This window comes from Microbacterium halophytorum, from assembly GCF_002970975.1.
In the GTDB taxonomy this organism is placed as follows: domain Bacteria; phylum Actinomycetota; class Actinomycetes; order Actinomycetales; family Microbacteriaceae; genus Microbacterium; species Microbacterium halophytorum.
Map to the genome: position 1 here is coordinate 102,681 of NZ_PNFA01000006.1, position 22,430 is coordinate 125,110.

Sequence of the window (22,430 nt, forward strand, 5' to 3'; positions counted from 1 at the left end):
CGCGGCGACGTGACGAAGAGGAGATTCGATGGAGAACTCGGCATTCATCCGGCCCAGGGCGCTGCGCATCGGCGCGTGCGCTGCCGCGGCCGCGCTCGCCCTGACCCTGCCAGTGGTCGCCGCATCGGCGGCGCCCGCATCGGGCGCACGGGAGCACGTGCCGGCGCAGCTCGAGCAGGACCTGGGGCGCGGCCTCGCGGCCGCGACGACCGACGACGGCGTGTTCGTCAGCTGGCGCCTGCTGGGCGGCGAGACGACCGGCGCCTCCGGCACGGGGATGACGGGCGCGGACTTCGCCCTGTACCGCGACGGCGAGCGCATCGCCACCGTAACCGACAGCACGAACTATCAGGACGCCGAGGGCTCGGCGGATTCGCGGTACCAGGTCGCCCCGATCGTCAACGGCGTCGAGCTGGAGCGCAGCGACGTGGTCGCTCCGTGGGGCGGTCAGTACGGGTCGATCCCGCTGCAGAAGCCCGAGGGTGGACGCACGCCGGCCGGCGTCCTGCACCCGGAGGGCGAGGAGTACACGTACGCGGCGAACGACATGTCGGTCGCCGATGTCGACGGCGACGGCGAGTACGAGTACGTCGTCAAGTGGTACCCGTCGAACGCGAAGGACGTCTCGCAGCGCGGGTACACGGGGAGCACCATCCTCGACACGTACGAGGCCGACGGCACGCTGCTGCACCGCATCGACCTGGGCAGGAACATCCGATCGGGCGCGCACTACGCGCAGGTGGTCGTCGAGGACTTCGACGGCGACGGCAGTGCGGAGATCATGGTGAAGACGGCGCCGGGAACGACCGTCACGGCCGGCGGCGAGACGACGCCGATCACACTGCCGCAGCGCGACGTCGACGCCGGCGTCGCGAACGACGACGACTACCGGATGTCGGCCGACGACTATGCGGAGCACCTCGCCGGGATCTTCGAGGGATGGGCCGAGCGCGATGAGGTCGTCTCCGGCCAGTGGCCCGCGACCATCGAGGCGGCTCTCGGTATCGAGCAGCGCTACGACTACCCGCTCAGCGGCGCGGACGCGGCCGAGCTCGCCGACTACTTCATCGACGAGTGGGCGGTTCAGCGCAGCGGCAGGAACCTGCTGCGCGAGTTCGAGGGCTTCATCCTCACGGGCCCGGAATACCTCACGGTGTTCGACGGCGACACGGGCGCCGAGCTCGACACGGTCGACTACGAACCGGGCCGCGGCGACGACGGACTGCTCTGGGGCGACTACGCCATGAGCCGCATCGAGCCGGGCAACCGCGTCGACCGGTTCCTCTCAGGGGCGGCGAACCTCGACGGCGAGTCGGTCTCGGCCGTCTTCGCGCGCGGCTACTACACGCGCGCCGTCATCGCGGCGTACGACTGGGACGGCGAGCGCCTCTCGATCCGATGGGTCTCCGACAGCGGGCACGTGCCGATGACGAACCCGTTCGACGACGGGCCGCACGGCGGCGTCGGCTCCGACCCGGAGCTCGGCGCGCTCGCGGGCCAGGGCTTCCACTCCCTGTCGGCCGCCGACGTCGACGCCGACGGCGCGCAGGAGATCGTCTACGGCGCCGCCACGGTCGACGACGACGGCTCCCTGCTGTACAGCTCGCACGACGTGCTGCCCGAGGGGAGCGCCGACCCCGGCGCCACGGCGAAGCTCGGCCACGGGGACGCGATGCACGTCACCGACATCGTTCCCGGGCGCGACGGCCTCGAGATCTTCACGGTGCATGAGGGCGGCAGCTACGCGCCGTACGGTTGGGCGCTGCGCGACGCCGCGACGGGCGAGATCATCGACGGCGAGTACTCGGGCCGCGACACGGGCCGCGGCATGATCGGCGACATCGATCCGGAGCGCGAGGGCCTCGAGTACTGGGCCTCGATGCCTCCCGGTTCCGACCTGGGCACGGCGACCGCGGGCACGAACGCGTCGATCCGGTGGGCCGCGGACGGGACGACGCAACTGGTCGCAGGCTACGGCGACGAGAACGTCCGCATCGAGAACGGTGAGGGCGAGACGCTCTTCACGGCGGAGGGGACCCGCACCAACAACGGCACGAAGGGAAACCCGGGCCTCGTCGCGGACGTGACGGGCGACTGGCGCGAGGAACTGCTCGTCCGCGACGCGGACAGCACCGAGATCCGGGTCTACATGTCGACGGACCCGACCGATCGCAAGCTGACGACGCTGATGCACGACCCTCAGTACCGGGTCGAGGTCGCGCGCCAGAACACGGCGTACAACCAGCCGAGCTACACGAGCTACATGCTCGCGAGCGACACCGACTTCGCCGACGTGCCGGTGCTCACGGAGCCCGTGGCGGCGCCCGCCCCGGAGTTCGTGGAGCGGCCGGGCCTGGGGCGCGACGGCTACGTCATCCCGGATGCCGATCACGTGACCTATTACGTCGACGGCGAACCGGTCGAGGCGGGCTTCCACCGGGAGAAGCGGGCGGTCGAGATCACGGCCGTGGCGGACACGTGGTTCCGTACGGACGGCGAGGCGACCTGGTCGCATACGTTCCGCACGGGTCGCTGACGCGGAACGGGAGGCCGCGCCCCGCTGGAGCGCGGCCTCCCGTTCCGTACGCTGGACCCATTCCCGCAGGCGCGGATCTCGCAGGAGGAAGCCACCGCCACGACGCACGAGCCGAAGCGCCGCCGCGTCGCCGTCATCGGCGCGGGACAGAACCAGAGCGACGACCCGCGCGAAGCGACAACGAGCGGCGGCAGGGTGCCGCGGCCGCATCAGAACCAGGAGACAGGCGCATGACCGGATTGAGGATGACCCACGAGATCGGCCGCGAGATCGCGGTGCGGGACGGCGAGGTCGAGCTGTTCCGCTACGTGTACGCGCCCGACGATCCGCAGCTCGAGTCGCCCCGCCCGTACGTGCACCCGCTGCGGACCCGTGCCGGCAACGACGTCAGCCTGTACCGGCCGCACGACCACGTCTGGCACAAGGGTCTGTCGTGGTCGCTGCCGGTCGTGAACGATCAGAACTTCTGGGGCGGGCCGACGTACATCCGGGGCGAGGGGTATGTGCAGCTGCCGAACAACGGCACGCAGGCGCACCGCGCGTTCACCGAGCTGACCCAGGACGACGACGGCGTCGCGATCGAGCACGAGCTCGACTGGACGACGCAGGCCGGCGGGGCGTACATGGCCGAGGTCAGGCGGATCGAGGCGCACCTCAGCGACGCCGGATCGTGGGTGATGACGTTCGCGACGACCCTCGAGAACGTCTCGGGAGGCCCGATCGCGCTCGGCTCCCCGACCACGAAGGGCCGCGAGAACGCCGGCTACGGCGGCCTGTTCTGGCGCGGCCTGCGCTCGTTCACGGACGGAACCCTCGTCACCGCCGCCGGCACCGGCTCCGGCGGCGACGTGCGCGGCCAGCGGCACGAGTGGATGGCCTTCGAGGGCAGGCAGGACGCAACCGACGCGACGAGCCTCGTGCTGATGCTCGACGATGCGGCGAACCCCCACCACCCGCCCCAGTGGTTCGCGCGCTCGGAGGAGTACGCGGCGCTGAACCCCGCCCCCTTCTTCAGCGAGGAGGTCGTGATCCGCGCGGGGGAGAGCGCGGCGTTCCGGTACGGAGTGGGCATCGCCGACGCCGACGCCGGAGGCGCGCAGGACCTGCTCGGCTCGGTCAGGCGCGTGCTCGCGGGCGCGGGGTCGTGACGACCCGCCCCGGCGGCGCGCCGGTGTCGTCCTCCGCAGCACGGAGCGCTCTATCATGAGCGGGGCCGCGACCCGCCCCCTCCCGGAATGGGCGCGTGAGGCGTCGCTCGGCATCTTCGTCCACTGGGGCCCGTACTCCGTGCCGGCGTGGGCGGAGTCGCCCGGCGCGTGGGGCGCGGTCGACCCCGACACCTGGTTCGCGCACAACGGCTACGCCGAGTGGTACGCGAACACGATCCGCATCGAGGGTTCGCCCGCAGCGCAGCACCAGGCCGATGCGCACGGCGGCCGGCCGTACGACGCGTTCGTCGACGCGTGGCGAGCCGAGGAGTACGACCCGGTCGACTGGGCGCGACTGTTCCGCGACCTCGGCGCCGACTACGTCGTCCCCGTGGCGAAGCACCACGACGGCATCGCGCTCTGGGACGCACCGGGCGCCGAGGAGCGGAGCACCGCGCACCGGGGCCCGAGGGGCGATCTGATCGCGCCTCTCGCCGACGCGGTGCGGGCGGAGGGGATGCGCTTCGGCGTGTACTACTCGGGAGGCCTGGACTGGGCGCACTCCGCGTTCCCGCCCATCACCTCGATGGAGGACGTCGAGCGCTGGCGACCTGTCGACGCGGACTACGCCCGGTACGCGACAGCCCACGTCCGCGACCTCGTCGACCGGTATCGGCCGTCGGTGATCTGGAACGACATCGACTGGCCGGATGCGGGCAAGGCCGACGGGTCGCTCGACGCGCTCATCCGGCACTACCGCGCCGTCGTTCCCGACGGCATCGTGAACGACCGGTGGGGCGGTGCCGCTGCGGACTACCGAACGAGCGAGTACGCGCACGACGCGCAGAACGAATCGGGCGTCGGCTGGGAGCACAACCGCGGCCTGGGTTTCTCGTTCGGCTACAACGCCGAGGAGGACCCGGCGCATGCGCTGTCGCCGCGCGGGCTCGCACGGCTGTACGCCGACGTCGTCTCGCGCGGTGGGCGCCTGCTGCTCAACGTCGGCCCGGACGCCGCCGGGCGCATCCCCGCTTGTCAGCGCCGCACGCTCGAAGGCGCCGCCGCCTGGCTGCGCGCCGTCAAGCCCTGGACGGCATCACGGCGATCGTTCACAGAGGCCGAAGCGGCGCAGCTCCCGGATGCCGGATGGTCGTGCGGATGGATGAGCCGCGGCCGGCCGGTCGTCGTCGCGGAAGCCGAGCCGACCGCGGTCCGGATCGACGGCGTCCCGGCGACCGTCTTCGTCCTGCCCGCCGACGACGCGGCATGATCCGGTAGCGTCGGACCTGTTCCGCGACCGCGCGCCGGTGGGGCGGTGCCCCGTTCTCGGAAGGACCGGGCGACGTCCGCACCCCGGCCGCCCGGCGCGACGCCCGCACCGCAGCGACGAGGAGCGCGATGACCGATACACCCGCGGCAGCGACGGGAGAACCCCGCCGACCGACCGTCACCACCGCCGACCGCGTCGTCGCCGGCCGCACGCTGCGCATTTACGCACCCGAGCGCCCGAGCGGCGCCGGGCTCGTCTGGCTCCACGGCGGCGGGTTCTCGCGCGGCGACATCGACATGCCGGAAGCCGACTGGGTCGCGCGCGAGCTGGCGGCTCGCGGCATCGCGGTGGCATCGCTCGACTACCGCCTCGCCGCCGTCGCGGGCGAAGCGGCCTTCGGCACGATGCAGGGCCGCCACTACCCGGCCGCGTCGGACGACGCGCTCGCCGCGTGGGAGTGGGCGATGGCGCACGCCGATGAGCTCGGCGTCGACCCGGCTCGCGTGGGCTTCGGCGGCGCGAGCGCCGGCGCGAACATCGCCGTGGGCGCGACGCTGCGGATGCTCGCCGACGGCCGGCGGACCCCGGGGCTGATGGTGCTGGCGTACCCGACGCTGCTCGCGGAGCAGCCGGCACCGGCCGCGGAGCTGCGCGCGAAGCTCGAGGCGGACCCGGTCGCCGATCGCTTCGGGCCCGAGGTCGTGCTCGCCATGTACGAGAACTACCTCGGCGGAACGGTCGCCGGCGCACCCTCCGCGGCGATCCCCGGGCTGGCGTCGGCGGAGGAGCTGGCGGGCTTCCCGCCGACCGTCATGGTCAACAGCGACGCCGACGAGCTGCGCGTCTCGGGGGAGGCGTTCGCCGACCAGCTCCGTGCCGCAGGCATCGAGGTCGCGGCCGCGACGGAGCCGGGCACCACGCACGGCCACCTCAACCGCCCGAACGAGGGCACGGCCGCCCGCGACACGATCGACCGCTTCGCGAGCGCGCTGCTGCGCTGATCCGGGTCGCCCGAGGCATTCGGGCGGCCCGTCCGCGGGCGGGCTCGGGGTTCCCCGATCCGGCCGAGCGCGACGGCGTGCGGCCGCGCTCGGCCGGATCGGACCGCCGAGGCGCACACGACGGGGCGGGAACGGCCGCGCGCCGCTCCCGCCCCGCGTGCGATCACGCCTGGCCGGCCGCCTCGTAGGGGGCCGTGACCCTCGTGATGGTCCCGTCGGCATCCGTCGCGGTCAGAGCCACCTCGCCCGCGGCGATCTCCTCGGCACGTGTGTGGAACGTCACGGACTTCGTCGCACCAGCCGCCAGGTGCTTCAGCGCCTTGTCCCCATACGCCGATCCGATCTCGACCGAGACGGGCTCATCCGAATCGTTCGTCACGCTCACGACGAGCACCTGCCGGCCGCCGACGGTCCGCGTGTCCGCCTCACCGCTCACGGGCGAGGCGTGCACCGGCTCGAGCGCCGGCGCCTCGGTCGTGTACCGGATGTGCGGCGCGGCAGGCGCCTCCATGCCCTCGCCCAGGAAGTAGCTGGTGTGCGGGGGCTGGTTGTACGCGGACACCTGCGTCGCGACGGCCGCCCGGTAGACCGGATCGGACATCAGCGTGCGCAGCCGGTGCTCGGTCTCGTCGACCGTCGTGAAGATCCGCAGCGCGGACGAATCGGCCGTGCGATACACGAGCTCCTCGCGCCAATCGCCGAGGAAGTCGGCCTGCAGGGCCGGGTTCCCCTTGGTCGAGTTGTTCGTCAGCACGCCCTCGGGCGCGAACACCGTGGTCTCCTTCGCGTTCTCGTAGTCCCAGTCGGACACCGTCGGCGAGCCGGCGCCGGTCTCGGCGTCGTACTCGTGGTCGACGATCTCGCTGAGCAGGTCGCCATCCCACTGCGCGACGAAGTTCGCCGCGGGGATCGACTCCGAGATCAGCTCGCCGGACGCGCTCTTCAGCGTTCCGACGGGGGAGTTCCACGCGGCATCTCCGCCGACGGCCCACCCCTCGGCGCCGTCGTGCCGAGGGTCGATGTCGGCCATGGCGGCTCGGCCTGTGTCGCGCTCAGCGGGGATGTCCCACAGGACGTCTCCCGTGGCCGCGTCGCGGAACGTCGCGCCCCTGTTGCCCGAGCTGCCCATGTCCTCGTGCGCCGCGAACACCTCGAGACCGGGGCGCGAGGGGTCGAAGTCGCTCACGTGCAGCGCGTCGCCGTGGCCGAGGCCGGTGGAGTACAGACCCGTGCCGTCGTCATCGATCGCGGCCGAGCCGTAGATGATCTCGTCCTTGCCGTCGTCGTCGACGTCGGCGACGTTCATGTTGTGGTTGCCCTGACCGTAGTAGTCGCCGTTGCCGGGAGCCGACGAGTCGAAGGTCCAGCGCTCCGAGAGGCTCTCACCATCGAAGTCGAACGCCGCGACGACCGCGCGCGTGTAGTAGCCGCGGCTGAACACGACGCTCGGGTGCTCTCCGTCGAGGTGGGCCACCGACGCCAGGAAGCGGTCGACGCGGTTCCCGTAGCCGTCGCCCCAGGAGGCGACGTCGCCGCGCGCCGGAACGTAGTCGATCGTGTCGACCGCCGCTCCCGTCGCGCCGTCGAAGGCCGTCAGGAACTCCGGGCCCTGCAGCACGTAGCCCGACGAGTTGCGGTGGTCGGCGTCGGCGTCGCCGATCACGGTGCCGGTGCCGTCGACCGTGCCGTCGGCCGTCTTCACGAACAGCTCCGCGCTGCCGTCGCTGTTCAGGTCGGCGACCATCGGCTGCGTGTAGTGCGCGCCTGCCCGGATGTTCCGACCCAGGTCGATGCGCCACAGGTTCTCGCCCGTCAGCTCATAGGCGTCGAGGTAGACGTTGCCCGTGTAGCCGGACTGCGAGTTGTCCTTCGCGTTCGTCGGGTTCCAGAGCAGCACGATCTCGTACTGCCCGTCGCCGTCCAGATCGCCGATCGTCGCGTCGTTCGCCGTGTACTCGTACGGCTGCCCGTCCTTCGTGTACCCGCCCTCCGGCTTGTCGAGCGGCACGTCGAGGTGCTGCTCCGCCCACGGCGAGAACTCCTCGGTCGACCAGTGCTCGACGCCGTCGCTCACCTGCGCGATGCGGTAGCTCGCCTCGGCCGTGCCCTCGGCGTCGGTGTAGTTGGTGCTGCCCGTGATCGGCTCATCCGTGATGCGCTCGCCGTCGCGGTAGACGTGGAACGCAATGTCCTCAGGGTCGTCGCCGTTCATGCGCCACCCGATGTAGGTGCCGTCGCCCTGGGCGACGGCGACCGGCTGGCGGCCGATGCGCTCCGCGTCGCGGTCGAGCACCGTGCCGCCGTCGACCTCGAGGGCCGCCGATGCGTCACCGGTTCCGCCCGCGTTGACGGCCTGCACGCGGTAGAAGTACGGCACCGTCGTCAGGACGTCCTCGTCGACGAAGGCGGCCTCGTCGGTGCGTCCGATGACGGCGAAGTCGCCGTCGGCGGCCTCCGCGCGGCTGACGAGGTAGAACAGAGCGTCATCCGATGCGTCCCAGCTCAGCGCGACGCTGCGCGCCTCGACCGCATCGGCGGCCAGGCCCGTCGGCGCCGCCGGCACCGCGACATCCGGATCGAACACGTCGACGTCGACGGCCACGGAGGCGACCGATTCGTCGTCGCCCGTGACCGCGGTCACGTCGTACGAGTAGGTCGAACCGGCCGCCGCCGTCGCGTCGATGGCGCGGAGCTCCTGGGTCTCGGCGACGAGCTCGCGCTCACCGCCGGCGGAGCTGCGGTAGACGCGGTACGAATCGGCCTCGGCGGCCTCGTCCCACGCCAGCGCGACCGATCCCGTCGCGCCGTCGACGTCCACGGACTCGACCGCGAGGCCCTGCGGCGCCACGAGGATCGGCGTGATCTCGAGCGCGTTCAGATGACCGGTCTGCCCGCTCACGGTCAGGTCGAGCCGACCGTCCTCGACGACGATGCCGTCGAACGCCTTCTCCGTTGCACCCCTGCTGACCGACATCCCGCCGTAGTCCTGGCCCTCGAACGCGATGTTCGAGCGCACCGTGCCGAGCGTGTCGCCGACCGTGACGGTCGCGGCGTACTCGCCGTTGGGCAGCTCGGTCGCGAACTCGTATTCGCCGCCGAAGTACGCCACGAAGTCGCGGGCGGCGGCGTCGAGGGAGTCGCCGCGGTCGCGGTCGATCATGCCCATGGGGTCGACGATGCCGAAGCCGCGCTCGGCGCTGTAGACGGTTTCGCGCGTGACCTCGTCGAATCCGTCGGCGACGACCGAGCCGACGGGGCCGAAGTCGTAGCGGTACTTCGCGGTGCGCGTGCCGGCGACGACCGTCTCGCTGGGCTCGCCCTCGCCGAGGCCGTTCGCGGCCGCGACGCGGAACTCGTACGAGGTGCCCTCATCGAGGCCGGACACGGAGGCCTGCGGGATCGTCGACGTCGTCGCGAGTGCGAAATCGATCGTGCCTGCCGGCGCGCGGTAGACGCGGTAGATGTCGGCACCCGGCGTCTCGTCCCAGCGCAGCGCGACCGATGAACCCGTCGTGCTGTCGAGCGTGAGGCCCGTCGGTGCCGCGGGCACGGCATCCGGCGTCGTCACCTCGACGGCGTCTGAGATCGGCAGGCCGAGCTCCGCGACGTCGAGCGCGATCAGCCGCGCCATCTGGATCGCGCCGTACTCCTGGAAGTGCGTGTCGTCCTGCGTGCCGTCCGGGCGGTTCGGGTACACGCCCGCCGGCACGTGCAGGAACACCGACTTCGCGTTCTCCACGCCGATCTCATCGAGGTACGCGCGGCTCGATGCGGAGAGGTCGACCAGGTCGACCTCGAGTTCGGTCGCGACGTCCTTCATCGCCTGCACGTACTCGGGGAAGCTCTCGTTGAAGGCGCCCGTCTCGGTGTTCACGTCGAGGCGGTTGACGGGGGTGACGAGCACGGGGGTGCCGCCGCGCTGGCGCGTGCCCTCGACGTAGATCTTCAGGTAGTCGCGGAAGTCCTCGGGGCTCGTGTAGCGCTCGGGAACGGACGCCGTCGCGTCGTTGTGCCCGAACTGCGTGAAGACGTAGTCGCCCGGCTTCACCGAGCGCAGCACGTCGTCGAGCCGCCCCTGCTCCACGAACGAGCGCGAGCTGCGGCCGCCGATGGCGTGGTTGTCGACGGCGACGTCGTCGCTCAGGAAGCGGTCGAGCATCTGGCCCCAGCCGGCCTGCGGAACCCAGTACGGGTCGTAGGTCTGCACGGTCGAGTCGCCCGTGAGGTAGGCGGTCGGAACGGCGCCGGCCTCGTCTGCGGGGTGAGCCGTGATCTCGATCGCGGCGATGTTCGGGGTCTCGCCGCCGAACGCGAACGACAGCTGCCCGTCGACGAGCGCGATGTCGTAGTCCATCTCGAGGAACTCGCCCGTCGCCTTCTGCGTGGGCTGCACCTTCTGCATGAACTCGGTCGTGATCGAGATGTCGGTCGCGCCACCGGTGTCTCCGGCGATGAGCGACACGGTGTAGTCGAGGTTGTCGAGGTCGACGGCGAACGTCGCGCCCGCGGCCGTGACGAAGTCGCCGCGCAGCGCGTCGTCGCCGCCCCTGTCAGTGCCGGTGACGCCGGCCGGGTCGATGAAGCCGAAGCCCCGCTCCGGCGTGTACGCCGTCTCGGCGGTGACGGCCTGGTAGCCCTCCGCCGCAGCTCCGGGGCCGAAGTCGAATCGGACGGGCTCCGGTACCTCCTGCATCGTCGTATCGCGCTCCGCCGCCGTGGCGGCGCCGCTCGCGCAGACGATGCCCGAGACGGTCATGGCCGCGGCGAGCGCCGCCCCTGTGACGCGCAGCGTTCGGCGTGGGGAGCCTGTGCCCCCTCGCCGCGCGCGTCGGAATGCCGTTTCCATTCGATCCTCTCTGATCCGATTCGCTGGCGGCGTCTTCGCCGCAGCGGCGCCCGCGAGGGCTCGCGCAGGCAGCCGGTCCATCCGGGCGAACACAGCTGAGAAAGCGCTATCCCGAAGTTAGTGAACCGTTTTACGCGGCGTCAAGCCCGTGTTTCGGAGTGCGTCGCCGGGGGAGGCGCCGCCGGGGCTCAGCGGCCGGTCGTCCGCGCGGAGTTCCGCGCCGCAGGGCGTGGAAGCGGGGCGCTGCGCCTGACCGGCCGTAGGCTGGGCGGGGGAATGCCGTGTGACCTGCGCGGGGAGGAGGCCGGATGCACCTGAAGTCGCTGACGATCAAGGGCTTCAAGTCGTTCGCGCAGCCGACCACCTTCGTGCTCGAACCGGGGGTGACGGCGATCGTCGGTCCGAACGGCTCCGGCAAGTCCAACGTCGTCGACGCCCTCGCCTGGGTGATGGGGGAGCAGGGCGCCAAGAGCCTCCGCGGCGGCAAGATGGAGGACGTCATCTTCGCGGGCACCGCGACGCGCGGCCCGCTCGGCCGGGCCGAGGTGCAGCTGACGATCGACAACTCCGACGGCGCGCTGCCGATCGAGTACAGCGAGGTCACGATCAGCCGCACGCTCTTCCGCAGCGGACAGAGCGAGTACTCGATCAACGGCGAGACCTGCCGCCTGCTCGACGTGCAGGAGCTGCTGAGCGACTCGGGCCTCGGCCGCGAGATGCACGTGATCGTGGGGCAGGGTCGCCTCGACACGGTGCTGCAGGCGACGCCGGAGGACCGCCGCGGCTTCGTCGAGGAGGCCGCGGGGATCCTGAAGCACCGCAGGCGCAAGGAGAAGTCGCTGCGCAAGCTCGCCGCGATGGAGCAGAACCTCCAGCGGCTGAGCGACCTGGCGGGGGAGATCCGGCGCCAGCTCAAGCCGCTGGGGCGCCAGGCCGAGATCGCCCGCGAGGCGCAGACGATCGCCGCCGTGGTGCGCGATGCGAAGGCGCGCCTGTTCGCCGACGAGGTCGTGCAGCTGCGTCGTGCCCTGGCTGACCACGCGCGGAACGAGCAGGAGCGCCACACCGAGCGGCTCGTGCTGCAGGACCGCGCCGATGAGGTGAAGGCCCGGATCGCCGCGCTCGAGGCGGCGCAGAGCACGACCGAGGTCGACGAGGCCCGTCGCGTCGCGTTCGATCTCGAGCAGGTGCAGGAGCGGCTGCGCGGCCTGTTCTCGCTCGTCGGGCAGCGGCTCGCGCTGCTCGGAGCCGAGGAGGACGATCCGCAGGCGCAGATCACGGTGACGCAGGCGGCGATCGACGAGGCGCGCGAGCGCATTACGGAGGCGAAGGACGGCGTCGGCGCCGCACACGACGCCGTGGCGGACTCCGCCAGGCGCCTCGCGAAGGCGAAGGCCGATCTCGACGCGCTCGACGAGGAGATCGCGGCGCAGAGCGCGCTCGTCTCCGAGTACGACATGCGCGTTTCGCAGCTGCGCGGCAACGCGTCGTCGGCCGAGTCGACGCTCGAGGCCGTGCGCCAGGCGGTCACGCGCCAGCAGGTGCAGCTCGATGCCGCGAACGAGCGCCGAGACGAGGCGACAGCCGCGTACGAGGCGCTCGACGACGCGGAGTTGCAGGAGGGCGCCGCCGCCCGGCTGCAGGAGGAGTACGAGGCGGCCCAGCAGTCGGCAACCGCGGCCGAGGGGGAGGTCGAGCGGCTGCGCGAGGCCCACCGCGCCGCCGAGCGCGAGGCCGACGCCCTCACGGCGAAGGCGTCGGCGCTCGGCAGCGCGCTGCAGGTGCTGGGCGGTGCCGCAGACATCGTCGCGGAGGGCGGCGACGGCGTGATCGGCCTCGTGGGCGATTCGGTGCAGGTGCGGGGCGGGTTCGAGGGCGCCGTCGCCGCCGCGCTCGGCCCGCTCGCCGAGGGCGTGCTCGTCGCCGACCGCGACGCGGCCCGCGAGGTCGCCGCCCGCGCCGAGGGCATCGGCGTCGTCGACATCGTGATCGCCCAGGGCGGCCCGGATCAGGCCGAACCGCCGGGCGCACCGGGCGAGCTCGAGCGGGCGTCGGACGTCGTGACGGCACCCGCGGGCATCCGCGCGATCCTCGCGCACACTTTCATCGCCGACGACCTCGCCGCCGCGCTCGACGCCGGTTCCGCGGCGTTCTCATCCGGCGCGGCCACGATCGTCACGCGCGCTGGCGAGGTGCTGACGCCGCAGACGCTGCGCGCCGGTTCGGGCGAGGGCCGGTCGCGCCTCGAGCTGCAGGCCGAGCGCGACGACGCCGTGGCGCGCCTCGAGGAGGTGCGGGCGCAGGTCGACGACTTCGCGGCGCAGCGCCGCGAGGCCGGCGATGCGCTGCAGGCCGCGCGCACGGCATCGAAGGAGGCGCTGGCCGAGCTGAGGCGCCACGACGCCCAGCTGGCCCAGCACGCGGAGCACCTCAACAGAGTGACGGTGCGGTACGAATCGGCCATCGCCGAGTGCGAGAGGCTCGAAGCGAGCCTCGGGCAGGCGCAGGCCGCGGTGGGCGACGCCGAGAAGGACGCGGCGGCGCACACGGCCGCGCTCGAGGCGGCGCTCGCCGAACCGCGCCCCGTCCTCGACGCGTCGGCGCGCGCGGGGGTCGCCGCCGCCGTCGAGGAGGCGCGCGAGGCGGAGATGGGCGCTCGCCTCGAGGTCGAGACGCTGAAGGAGCGCGTCCGCCAGGCGGAGGGCAGGGCGCGCGGCCTCGAGAAGCAGCGCGAACGCGAGAAGGCGGCGGCCGAGCACGCCGCGCGGCGCGCGGTCATCCGGCGACGGCAGCGGGAGGTCGCAGAAGGCGTCGCCGATGAGCTGCCCCGTGCCATGGAATCGGTCGACCGCTCCGTCGCGGAGGCGCGCGTGGCCCTCGCCGAGGCCGAGAAGCGGCGCACCGAGCAGAACGAGGAGCTGCGCGGCCTGCGCGAGCAGGAGGCGGGCCTGCGCGAGCGGCTCGCGGGCCTCACCGAGAGCGTGCACGGTCTCGAGCTGCAGATCCACGAGAAGAAGCTCCACGTCGCGAGCCTGCTCGAGCGCGTCGCGAGCGAGCTGGCCCTCGACGAGCGCATCCTCGTCGCCGAGTACGGCCCCGACCAGCCGGTGCCCCGCGACATCGCCGACATCACGCCGGATCGCGCGCCCCGTGAGCTGCTCCGCGAGCCGGCGGAGGCCGTTCCGGACGGCGCCGCGGCGGACGAAGACGCGGAAGCCGAAGAGGCGGCGCGCCGCGGGGTCGCGGAACGGCGCGAGGCCGCGGCGCAGCGCGACCTGATCGCGGAGCCGGACGGCGCGGGCGGCGGCCCCGAACCGGGGGCGTCCGCGGCCGGTGCCGACCGCGGCGGCGTGGGCGAGGCGCCCGGAGCGGGCTTCGGGGACGGGCCGGCAGCACCCGGTGCCGACCCCGTCGACGCGACCGCGGCAACCGGGGCCGCCCCCGATGCGCCGGGTGCGTACGACGACGTCGAGACGATCCCGTACGACCGCCGCATGCAGGAGCGCCGCCTGCGCGACGCCGAGCGCAAGCTCTCGCAGCTCGGCAAGGTCAACCCGCTGGCCCTCGAGGAGTTCGCGGCCCTCGAGCAGCGCCACGCGTTCCTGAAGGAGCAGCTCGACGACCTGCAGCAGACCCGCGCCGACCTGATGACGATCGTGGCCGACCTCGACGAGCGGATGCAGGTGATCTTCGCGGCGGCGTTCGAAGACACCAGGGCGGCGTTCACCGAGGTGTTCCCGATCCTGTTCCCCGGCGGTACCGGCAGCATCTCGCTGACGAACCCGGATGACATGCTCACGACGGGCATCGAGGTCGCGGTGCGGCCGGCGGGCAAGAAGATTGAGCGGCTCTCGCTGCTCTCGGGCGGCGAGCGCTCGCTCGCGGCCGTCGCCCTGCTGACGGCGATCTTCAAGGCACGACCGAGCCCGTTCTACATCCTCGACGAGGTGGAGGCCGCGCTCGACGACGCGAACCTCGGCCGCCTGCTCGGCGTGTTCGAGACGCTCCGCGAGAGCAGCCAGCTGATCGTCATCACCCACCAGAAGCGCACGATGGAGACGGCGGACGCGCTCTACGGCGTCTCGATGCGTCAGGACGGCGTCTCGGCCGTCGTGGGCCAGCGCATCCGGGAGACCCAGGACGCGTAGCGGCGCGAGGCGCCGAATAGACTGGCCGGATGGTGCCGGACGTGACCTCGCAGTTCGACGCGATCGGCCCCGGAATGCGCCGCTGGCCCGACGTCGAGACGCACGACCTCGTCGCCGCCGATCGGAGCGACCGGGCGGTCCTCGGCGAGGCGGGGGAGATGCCGGATGACGTGGTCGTCATCGGAGATCGGTACGGGGCGCTGGCCCTGCCCGTTCTCGCGGCCCGGCCGGGAACGCGCGTACGCGTGCACCAGGACCCTCTGACGGGGGAGCGGGCGCTCGCGGCGAATGCCGAGGCGCTGGGCATCGACCTGGGCGGGCTGACCTGGCACGCGCTCGACGCCTCTCTGACGCGCGGCGCCGGCCTCGTGATCGGGCACCTGCCGCGCGGCCTCGACGCGCTCGACGAGATCGCGGGCGTCGTCGCCGACCACGCCGACCCCGCCGTGCGCGTCGCCCTCGGCGGGCGCGTGAAGCACATGACGCCGTCGATGAACGAGGTGCTCGGGTTGCACTTCGCCGAGGTGCGCGCGAGCCGCGGCATCGGCAAGTCGCGCGTGCTGCACGCGGCCGCTCCCTTGCAGGGGGCCGGCGCGCCGTGGCCGCGCAGGGCGGAGCACGACGGGCTCGTGCTCGCCGCACACGGCGCCGCCTTCGCCGGCACCGACCTCGACATCGGCACGCGCTTCCTGCTCACGTTCCTCGACGACATGCCGCATGCGGCATCCGTGATCGATCTCGGCTGCGGCACGGGTGCGATCGCGGCGTCCTTCGCGCTCGCTCGGCCGGAGGCGCGCGTGATCGCGACCGACCGCTCGGCCGCCGCGGTGGCCTCCGCCGCCGAGACGATGCGCGCCAACGGCGTCGCCGATCGCGTCGCGGTCGTGCGCGACGACGGCCTCGGCGCACAGCCCGACGCGTCGGCCGACCTCGTGCTGCTGAACCCGCCGTTCCACTCCGGCAGCGCCGTGACCGACGAGATCGCGCCGCGCCTGTTCGCCGACGCGGCCCGGGTGCTGCTTCCCGGCGGCGAGCTCTGGTGCGTGTGGAATTCGCACCTCCGCTATCGCGCGCACCTCGAGCGCCTGGTCGGCCCCACGCGCCAGGTCGGCCGCAACGCGCGGTTCACGGTGACCGCGTCATCCCGCCGATCGCGGCCTTCGTAGAACGCGCACGACCGTTCCGACGGCCGGGAACGGTGATCCGCGTCGTTCGGAAGGCTCGGGGCGCCACTGTCGAGAACCGACCGGATTGCGCCGTTCGAGCCCCGTGGCCGTTGAATGATTCGCCGGATCCGGCGCTGACACGGCCCACGACTCCGTACGATCGAGTCATCGTTCGAAAGAGGGGGACCATGGCTCAGCAGGTCGCGATCGTGTGGAATCCGAGCAAGACGTCTCGGGAGGAACTGGAGGACGCGCTCGGGGACGCCGTCGAGAAGACGGGCGCCGAGCTCGAGGTGATGTGGCTGCAGACGTCGCCGGACGACCCCGGTCGTGCCGCGGCCGAGCAGGCGATCGACAAGGCGGCCGGCCTGATCGTCGCCGCCGGCGGCGACGGCACGGTCCGTGCGGTCGCCGAGGTCCTCGCCGAACGCACCGCGGCGCTCGATGTCGGCGCTCCCGGCGCGGCCAGCGCGAGCGTTCCCCGCGATGGCCTTCCCGACCTCGCGATCGCACCGCTCGGCACGGGGAACCTGCTGGCCAGGAACCTGGGCGTTCCGGTCGGCGACCTCGCCGCGGCGTTCACGAGGGCGCTCGCCGACGACGCGCGATCGATCGACGTCGGCTGGCTGTCGGTCGACGGGGCCGACGAGCGACAGGCGTTCGCGGTGATGGCGGGCTTCGGCATCGACGCGCACATGATCTCCGAGACGGACGACGACCTGAAGAGCCGGGTCGGTTGGCTCGCGTACGTCGAGTCGCTGGGCCGCGCCGTCTCGGTCAGCGAGGTCATCGACATCCGGGTCACGGAGGGCGACGGGGCCGAGCGCGAGGCACGCGCGCACACCCTGATGATCGGCAACTGCGGCATGGTCCAGGGCGGCATCACTCTGCTGCCGGCGGCCGACCCGGCCGACGGCGAGCTCGACATGCTCGTCGTCGACACCGAAGGCGTCGGCGGCTGGTTCGACGCCGCCCGGAACATGCTGTGGGACAACGGCCTCAAGAAGCTTCTGCCCGGCACGGGGGTCGAGGCGGAGAGCAGCGACTCGATCGCGCATCACCGCACCACCCGCATCCGGATCGACCTCGACGAGCCGCGCGAGATCGAGCTCGACGGCGACATCATCGGTGAGGCGACCCGCATCGATGCCGAGGTGCAGCCAGCCGCCCTCCGCGTCCGCTGACGCGGTCGGCGGGACGCCGCAGGATCGCTGACCCGCGGCATGCTTCCGCCGATTGCGCCGCGCCTCGCGGATTCTGCCGCGCGTCGCAGCGCCGGACGTCTCCGCAAGCGCGATCGCGATTCCGCCGCCGTCGCGATCGACGCGCTTTCGGGCGCGTTCTTGCCGCGGATTCTGGAACCGCGGCTCGGAACGAGCGCTGCGCGCCGGCGGCAGGGCGGGGCCGGGCGCGATCCGGATGCGCGGGGCCGGGCCGATAGGCTGGGGGCATGGCGGAGAAATGGTCACTCGGGCGCGCGCTGCGCGGCATGTTCACGAAGCCGCAGATCGACGACGGCACCTGGGACGACCTCGAGACGGCGCTCATCACGGCCGACTTCGGGCCCGACATCACCGAGGCGATCGTCGACGACCTGCGCGAGAAGGTCGTTCGCTACGGCACGACGGACCCGGCCGACCTGCAGCGCATGCTGCGCGAGTCGCTCGAGGAGCGCTTCGCGAAGTTCGACACGACGCTGAAGCTCACCGAGCGCCCCGCCGTGGTCCTCGTGGTCGGTGTGAACGGCGTCGGCAAGACGACCACGATCGGCAAGTTCGCGAACTTCCTGCGCCGATACGGCCGGTCGATCGTCGTCGGCGCGGCCGACACCTTCCGCGCCGCCGCCGTCGACCAGCTCGCCACGTGGGCCGAGCGCTCGGGCGCCGCGATCGTGCGGCCCGAGAAAGAGGGGCAGGACCCGGCGTCGGTCGCCTTTCAGACGATCGACTACGCCAAGGCGAACGGCACCGAGATCGTGCTCGTCGACACCGCGGGCCGCCTGCACACCAAGGCGGGCCTGATGGACGAGCTGACGAAGGTGCGCCGCGTCATCGAGAAGCAGGCTCCGATCAGCGAGGTGCTGCTCGTGCTCGACGCGACGACGGGCCAGAACGGCGTCATGCAGGCCGAGGCGTTCCTCGAGCACGCGGGCGTCACCGGCCTCGTCATCAGCAAGCTCGACGGCTCCGCGAAGGGCGGCTTCGTGCTCGCGGTGCAGGAGCGCACGGGCATCCCCGTGAAGCTCGTCGGCCAGGGCGAGGGCCTCGGCGACATCACCGGCTTCACGCCGCATGTCTTCGTCGAGCAGCTCGTCTCATAGTCAGCGGCCCGCGAGCACTGCGCCGGCGGCGTTCTCGTCGCTTGCAGTACGCGGTACAGCTGCGCTCCTCGGCCCTGCCGGCACGGCACTCGCGAACCGCTGGCCCGTCGTACGAGCACGGCGCAGAACGCAACCGGATGGCATCGATCGTCAGCGACTGCTGACATCCGGTGCCCGGAATGATTGGATAGCCGCATGGCACTCGAACACGACTTCTTCGGCCTCTTGGAGTCCGGGCCGGACGGCTCGGTCTTCTGGTCGGAGACCGTCGATCTCGGCGATCAGAGCGTCGCGGTCGACCTGACGGCGCCCGATCAGGACGACGTGACCCCCGACGCGCTCGATGCCGCCGCCGCGATCGTCGCGAGCATCGAGGAGATCGACCGCCGCGCGCGCATCGCGATGCTCGGCGAGGTCGACAACCGCGCCAGCGAGGTCACCGAGTACATCCTGCAGCAGCAGGACCAACTGGGCGACGATCTCGAGGACCTCCTCGTCGATGTGTCCGGCGACATCGCGGTCGACATCATCCGGTCGATGCAGCTCGCGAGCGTCACGATCCTTGCCGACGAGCACGGCGGCTCCGACCCCTTCGCGGTGTTCGAGTACGCACTCGACCGCGATGCCGCCGACGATGTGCTGCTGGTCAACCTGATGGGCGACGGCGAGATCCAGTCGGTCACGAGCGCCGAGTAACCGAGCTCTCGTAAGCGAGGACGTCGCCGGGCCGGCAGCCGAGCTCGCGGCAGATCGCGTCGAGCGTCGTGAACGGAACCGCCGTCGCAGATTCCGCACCAGATCCGCACGTCAGAGCGCGTTCGTTGTCACCGCGGCCGGGTGGGATTGCGCGCCCGGGCGGCCGGCCCGGGCTGAGGGCGGGGACAGGGCCCGACCCCGCGCGGCGGTCTACGCGTCGCGCGATCTCCAGAGCAGCCAGACGAAGTACGGCGCACCCAGGAGGGCGACGACGAGCCCGGCGGGCAGCTGCTCGGGGGCGATGACCGTTCGTCCGATCGTGTCGGCGGCGCCGACGAGCAGCGCTCCCAGCAGCACGGCGACGGGGACGACGCGGGCGTGCCGCGCCCCGACGAGCGCCCGCGCGGCGTGCGGGGCGACGAGCCCGACGAAGCCGATCACCCCGACGGCCGTCACGCTCAGCGCGGCCAGCACCGCAGCGGTCACGAGGAGCACCAGCCGCGTCCGCTCGAGCCTGATGCCGACCAGGCGCGGGGTGTCCTCATCCAGCGCGAGCACGTCCTCCTCGCGCCGCAGCGCGTAGGCGAGGGGCAGGGCGATCAGCAGCACGACCGCGATCGGGATGATCTGCTCCCACACCCGACCGTACGTCGTGCCGGACAGCCAGGTGTAGATCTTCGGGGTGTCCCACGGGTTCGCGCGCAGCAGCACGAACGTCGTCAGCGCCGTGGCGCCGTACGAGACGCCGATGCCGATCAGGATGAATCGGTCGGCGTTGAGCCCGCCTCGCCAGGCCAGCAGGTAGACGAGGGCGAACGCGAGCAGTGCGCCCGTGACGGCGGCGGCGATCATGCCGGCGGTCGAGGCGACGGCGCTCGTGACGACGATCACGGCACCGAGGCCCGCGCCGCCCGTCACGCCGAGGATGCCGGGGTCGGCCAGCGGGTTCCGGCTGACGGCCTGGATGAGCGTTCCCGCGAGCGCCAGCGCCGCACCGGCGCAGACCGCGGCGGTGATCCGGGGCGCGCGCTCCGACAGCGCGAAGGCGATCTGCGGCGGGGCGTCGCCCTGCAGCCACAGCGCGACGTCCCCGGTGCGCAGCAGCGAGGTCCCCAGCAGCAGGCCCGCGACGACGACGCCGATCACGCCGATGACCGCCAGCGCGAGGACGGTCCAGAAGCGGGATTCGCTGCGCACCCCGAAGCGCACTTTCGGGGGTTCGCGGGTCGGGCCCGCGTCGCGGATCCTGCGCGCCATGACCACGAGGACGACGGCGCCGAGCAGCGTCGTGGCGACGCCGGTCGGGATGCTGATGGCCGCTTCCGCGCCCAGGACGGCGCGGAGCACGGCGTCCGAGAGGAGGACGACCAGCGCGCCGATCAGGCCCGAGGTCGGGAGCAGGAACACGTGGCGGGAGAGCCCGGGGATCACCCGGGTGAGGAGACGGGCGAGCACGGGGGCGCAGAGCCCCACGAACCCGAGCGGGCCCGCGAGCGTGACCGAGATCGCGGTGAGCGCGACGGCGAAGAGGATGCCGACGGCGCGCGTCGAGCGGATCGGGACGCCCAGCGACGACGCCGTGTCGTCGCCCAGCGCGAGCACGTCGAATCGCCGCCCCATCAGGAGCGCGATCGCGAGCACGAGGATCACGACGGGGGCCGCCTGTGCGAAGGCGTCCAGGTTCAGCTGGGTGAGCGAGCCGCTTCCCCAGGCGAGCAGGCCGTCGGTCTCCTCCTGGAACAGGATGAGCAGCGTCGACGTGCCCGCCTGGAACGCCATCGCCAGAGCGGAGCCCGCGAGGACGAGCCGCGTCGTGGAGGAGGCGGCCCCGCCCGCGAGCCCGAGCACGATGACGGCGCCGACGAGCCCGCCGGCGAACGCCACCGTCCCGGATGCCCAGATCGGCACGGCGATGCCGAAGGCCGCGACGATCGTGACGGCCAGGTACGAGCCGGCGGTGACGCCGAGCGTGTCGGGCGAGGCGAGCGAATTGCGCGACAGCGACTGCAGCAGGGTGCCGGCCGCGCCGAGCGCGAGGCCGACCGTGACGCCTGCGGCCAGGCGGGGGAGGCGGGAGCCCCACAGCACCGTCTGGTCGGCGAACACGGCGCCGCTGGTGCCCTGCGTCAGATGCCACAGCGACACCAGCGCGAGGAGCACGGCGAGGGCGACGAGCGCCGCCGCGGGGCCGAGGCGCGCGGCGCGCCGATCGGGCGCGGTATCCGCTCCGACCGGAGCGCCGCGCGTCTCGGTGACGGTCACTCGCCCAGAGCCGACACGTACGCGTCGATGATCTGCTGGGCCGAGCGCGGGCCGCCGAAGGTCCAGATGCCGGCGGGGAAGCTGTACACGCGCTCCTCGGTGACGGCCGGGAGCGACGCCCAGACCTCGTTGCTGTCCAGCGCGGTGACGAAGTCGTCCTCGGCGTCGTCGACCGTGCCGGTGTGCAGCAGGTTCGCGTCGCCGACGGCGACCATGCCCTCGATATCGGTCTGGCCCAGGCCGTAGGCCGCGTCGACCTCGCCGGTCCAGGCGTTCGTGAGGCCGAGCTCCTCGCCGATCTCGCCGATCAGCGAGCCCTGGCCGAACGGGCGGATGGCGACGTTGCCGCCGTCGACCCAGCCGTCGAAGAACACGAAGTCGGTGGTGGCCAGGTCGGCATCCGCGAGCTCGCCCGAGGCCTCGGCGAGGTGGGCCTCGAACTCGTCGGTGACGACCTCGGCGCGCTCCTCGCGGCCCGTCGCCTGTGCGATGAGGTCGAAGGTCGACAGCATCTTCGCGATGGGGTCGGCCGCGTCGGCGCCGATCGTGGCGAGCACGGGCACGTCGTACGCCTCGAGCTGGGAGATGATCTCGTCGTCCGCGCCGGTGGCCTCGACGATCACGAGGTCGGGGTCGGTCGCGAACAGCGCCTCGAGGTTCGGCTCCTGGCGCGTTCCCACGTCGGTGATGCCGTCGGGGAGGGCCTCGGCGGTGTCCCACGTCGAGTACCCCTCGGCATCGGCGACCGCCACGGGGGTGACGCACAGCGTGAGCGCGTCCTCGATCTGCTGCCATTCCAGGATGGCGACGCGCTCCGCCGGCTCTTCGAGCTCGACCGTGCGGCCGTAGTCGTCGGTCAGGGTGACCGGGTCGGTCGACGTCGCGGTCTCGTCGGCCGAGCAGTCGGCGCTGGACGCCGACTCGGGGGCCGCCGTGTCCTCAGCGGCGACGTCGGTCGTGCCGCATCCGGACAGCGCGAGCGCGAGGACGCCGAGCGCCGCGAGCGAGGCGAGGGGTGCCTTCTTCATCATTCCTCT

At 72.4% G+C, this 22,430-nt stretch carries 13 protein-coding genes; 9 read left to right on the forward strand and 4 right to left on the reverse strand.

The genetic code is table 11. The features are described 5' to 3' along the window. Window positions 1-28 precede the first annotated feature (28 nt). From C0010_RS07705 to C0010_RS07720, 4 genes are all read left to right on the forward strand, one after another. Complete coding sequence (locus C0010_RS07705) at window positions 29-2,536, forward strand: rhamnogalacturonan lyase (RefSeq protein ID WP_158685372.1); 2,508 nt, start codon at window positions 29-31, stop codon at window positions 2,534-2,536. A gap of 230 nt (window positions 2,537-2,766) precedes the next feature. Next, window positions 2,767-3,684 (forward strand): DUF6807 domain-containing protein, encoded by a 918-nt coding sequence (locus tag C0010_RS07710; protein ID WP_105566487.1) that lies wholly within the window; start codon window positions 2,767-2,769, stop codon window positions 3,682-3,684. 55 nt (window positions 3,685-3,739) lie between these two features. Then, a complete protein-coding gene (locus tag C0010_RS07715; protein WP_105566488.1) occupies window positions 3,740-4,954 on the forward strand; it encodes an alpha-L-fucosidase in 1,215 nt (404 codons plus the stop codon). 128 nt (window positions 4,955-5,082) lie between these two features. Further along, window positions 5,083-5,955, forward strand: a complete 873-nt coding sequence (locus C0010_RS07720; protein ID WP_105566489.1) for an alpha/beta hydrolase — start codon at window positions 5,083-5,085, stop codon at window positions 5,953-5,955. Window positions 5,956-6,118: 163 nt separating this feature from the next. Here C0010_RS07720 and C0010_RS07725 read toward each other — a convergent pair whose 3' ends face one another. Further along, window positions 6,119-10,711 carry a rhamnogalacturonan lyase family protein gene (locus C0010_RS07725; RefSeq protein WP_105566490.1) on the reverse strand — a complete coding sequence of 1,531 codons (4,593 nt, stop codon included), beginning with the start codon at window positions 10,709-10,711 and terminating at the stop codon, window positions 6,119-6,121. Between the two features lie 398 nt (window positions 10,712-11,109). On the opposite strand from C0010_RS07725, the gene C0010_RS07730 reads away from it, so the two are divergent. From C0010_RS07730 to C0010_RS07750, 5 genes are all read left to right on the forward strand, one after another. Further along, window positions 11,110-14,949 (forward strand): AAA family ATPase, encoded by a 3,840-nt coding sequence (locus tag C0010_RS07730; protein ID WP_105566491.1) that lies wholly within the window; start codon window positions 11,110-11,112, stop codon window positions 14,947-14,949. Between the two features lie 29 nt (window positions 14,950-14,978). After that, complete coding sequence (locus C0010_RS07735; RefSeq protein WP_232531821.1) at window positions 14,979-16,115, forward strand: class I SAM-dependent methyltransferase; 1,137 nt, start codon at window positions 14,979-14,981, stop codon at window positions 16,113-16,115. A gap of 188 nt (window positions 16,116-16,303) precedes the next feature. Next, on the forward strand, window positions 16,304-17,299 hold the full coding sequence (locus C0010_RS07740; RefSeq protein ID WP_105566492.1) for a diacylglycerol/lipid kinase family protein: 996 nt from the start codon (window positions 16,304-16,306) through the stop codon (window positions 17,297-17,299). 266 nt (window positions 17,300-17,565) lie between these two features. Next, complete coding sequence (gene ftsY, locus C0010_RS07745; RefSeq protein WP_105566493.1) at window positions 17,566-18,435, forward strand: signal recognition particle-docking protein FtsY; 870 nt, start codon at window positions 17,566-17,568, stop codon at window positions 18,433-18,435. Window positions 18,436-18,630: 195 nt separating this feature from the next. Beyond that, the gene (locus tag C0010_RS07750; protein WP_105566494.1) at window positions 18,631-19,131 is read left to right on the forward strand and encodes a DUF2004 domain-containing protein; all 501 of its coding nucleotides are present in this window, start codon (window positions 18,631-18,633) and stop codon (window positions 19,129-19,131) included. Here C0010_RS07750 and C0010_RS15410 read toward each other — a convergent pair. Genes C0010_RS15410 through C0010_RS07765 form a run of 3 tightly spaced genes read right to left on the reverse strand, consistent with a single transcriptional unit; the run spans window position 19,115 to window position 22,424 of the window. Continuing rightward, window positions 19,115-19,372, reverse strand: coding sequence for a helix-turn-helix domain-containing protein (locus C0010_RS15410; RefSeq protein WP_198410806.1), 258 nt, complete (start codon window positions 19,370-19,372; stop codon window positions 19,115-19,117). The two genes, C0010_RS07750 and C0010_RS15410, sit on opposite strands and share 17 nt — an antisense overlap. Beyond that, a complete protein-coding gene (locus tag C0010_RS07760) occupies window positions 19,342-21,393 on the reverse strand; it encodes an iron ABC transporter permease (protein WP_105566495.1) in 2,052 nt (683 codons plus the stop codon). The genes C0010_RS15410 and C0010_RS07760 overlap by 31 nt, the downstream gene beginning before the upstream one ends. Further along, window positions 21,390-22,424, reverse strand: coding sequence for an iron-siderophore ABC transporter substrate-binding protein (locus C0010_RS07765; protein WP_174150255.1), 1,035 nt, complete (start codon window positions 22,422-22,424; stop codon window positions 21,390-21,392). The genes C0010_RS07760 and C0010_RS07765 overlap by 4 nt, the downstream gene beginning before the upstream one ends. Between the last annotated feature and the right edge of the window lie 6 nt (window positions 22,425-22,430).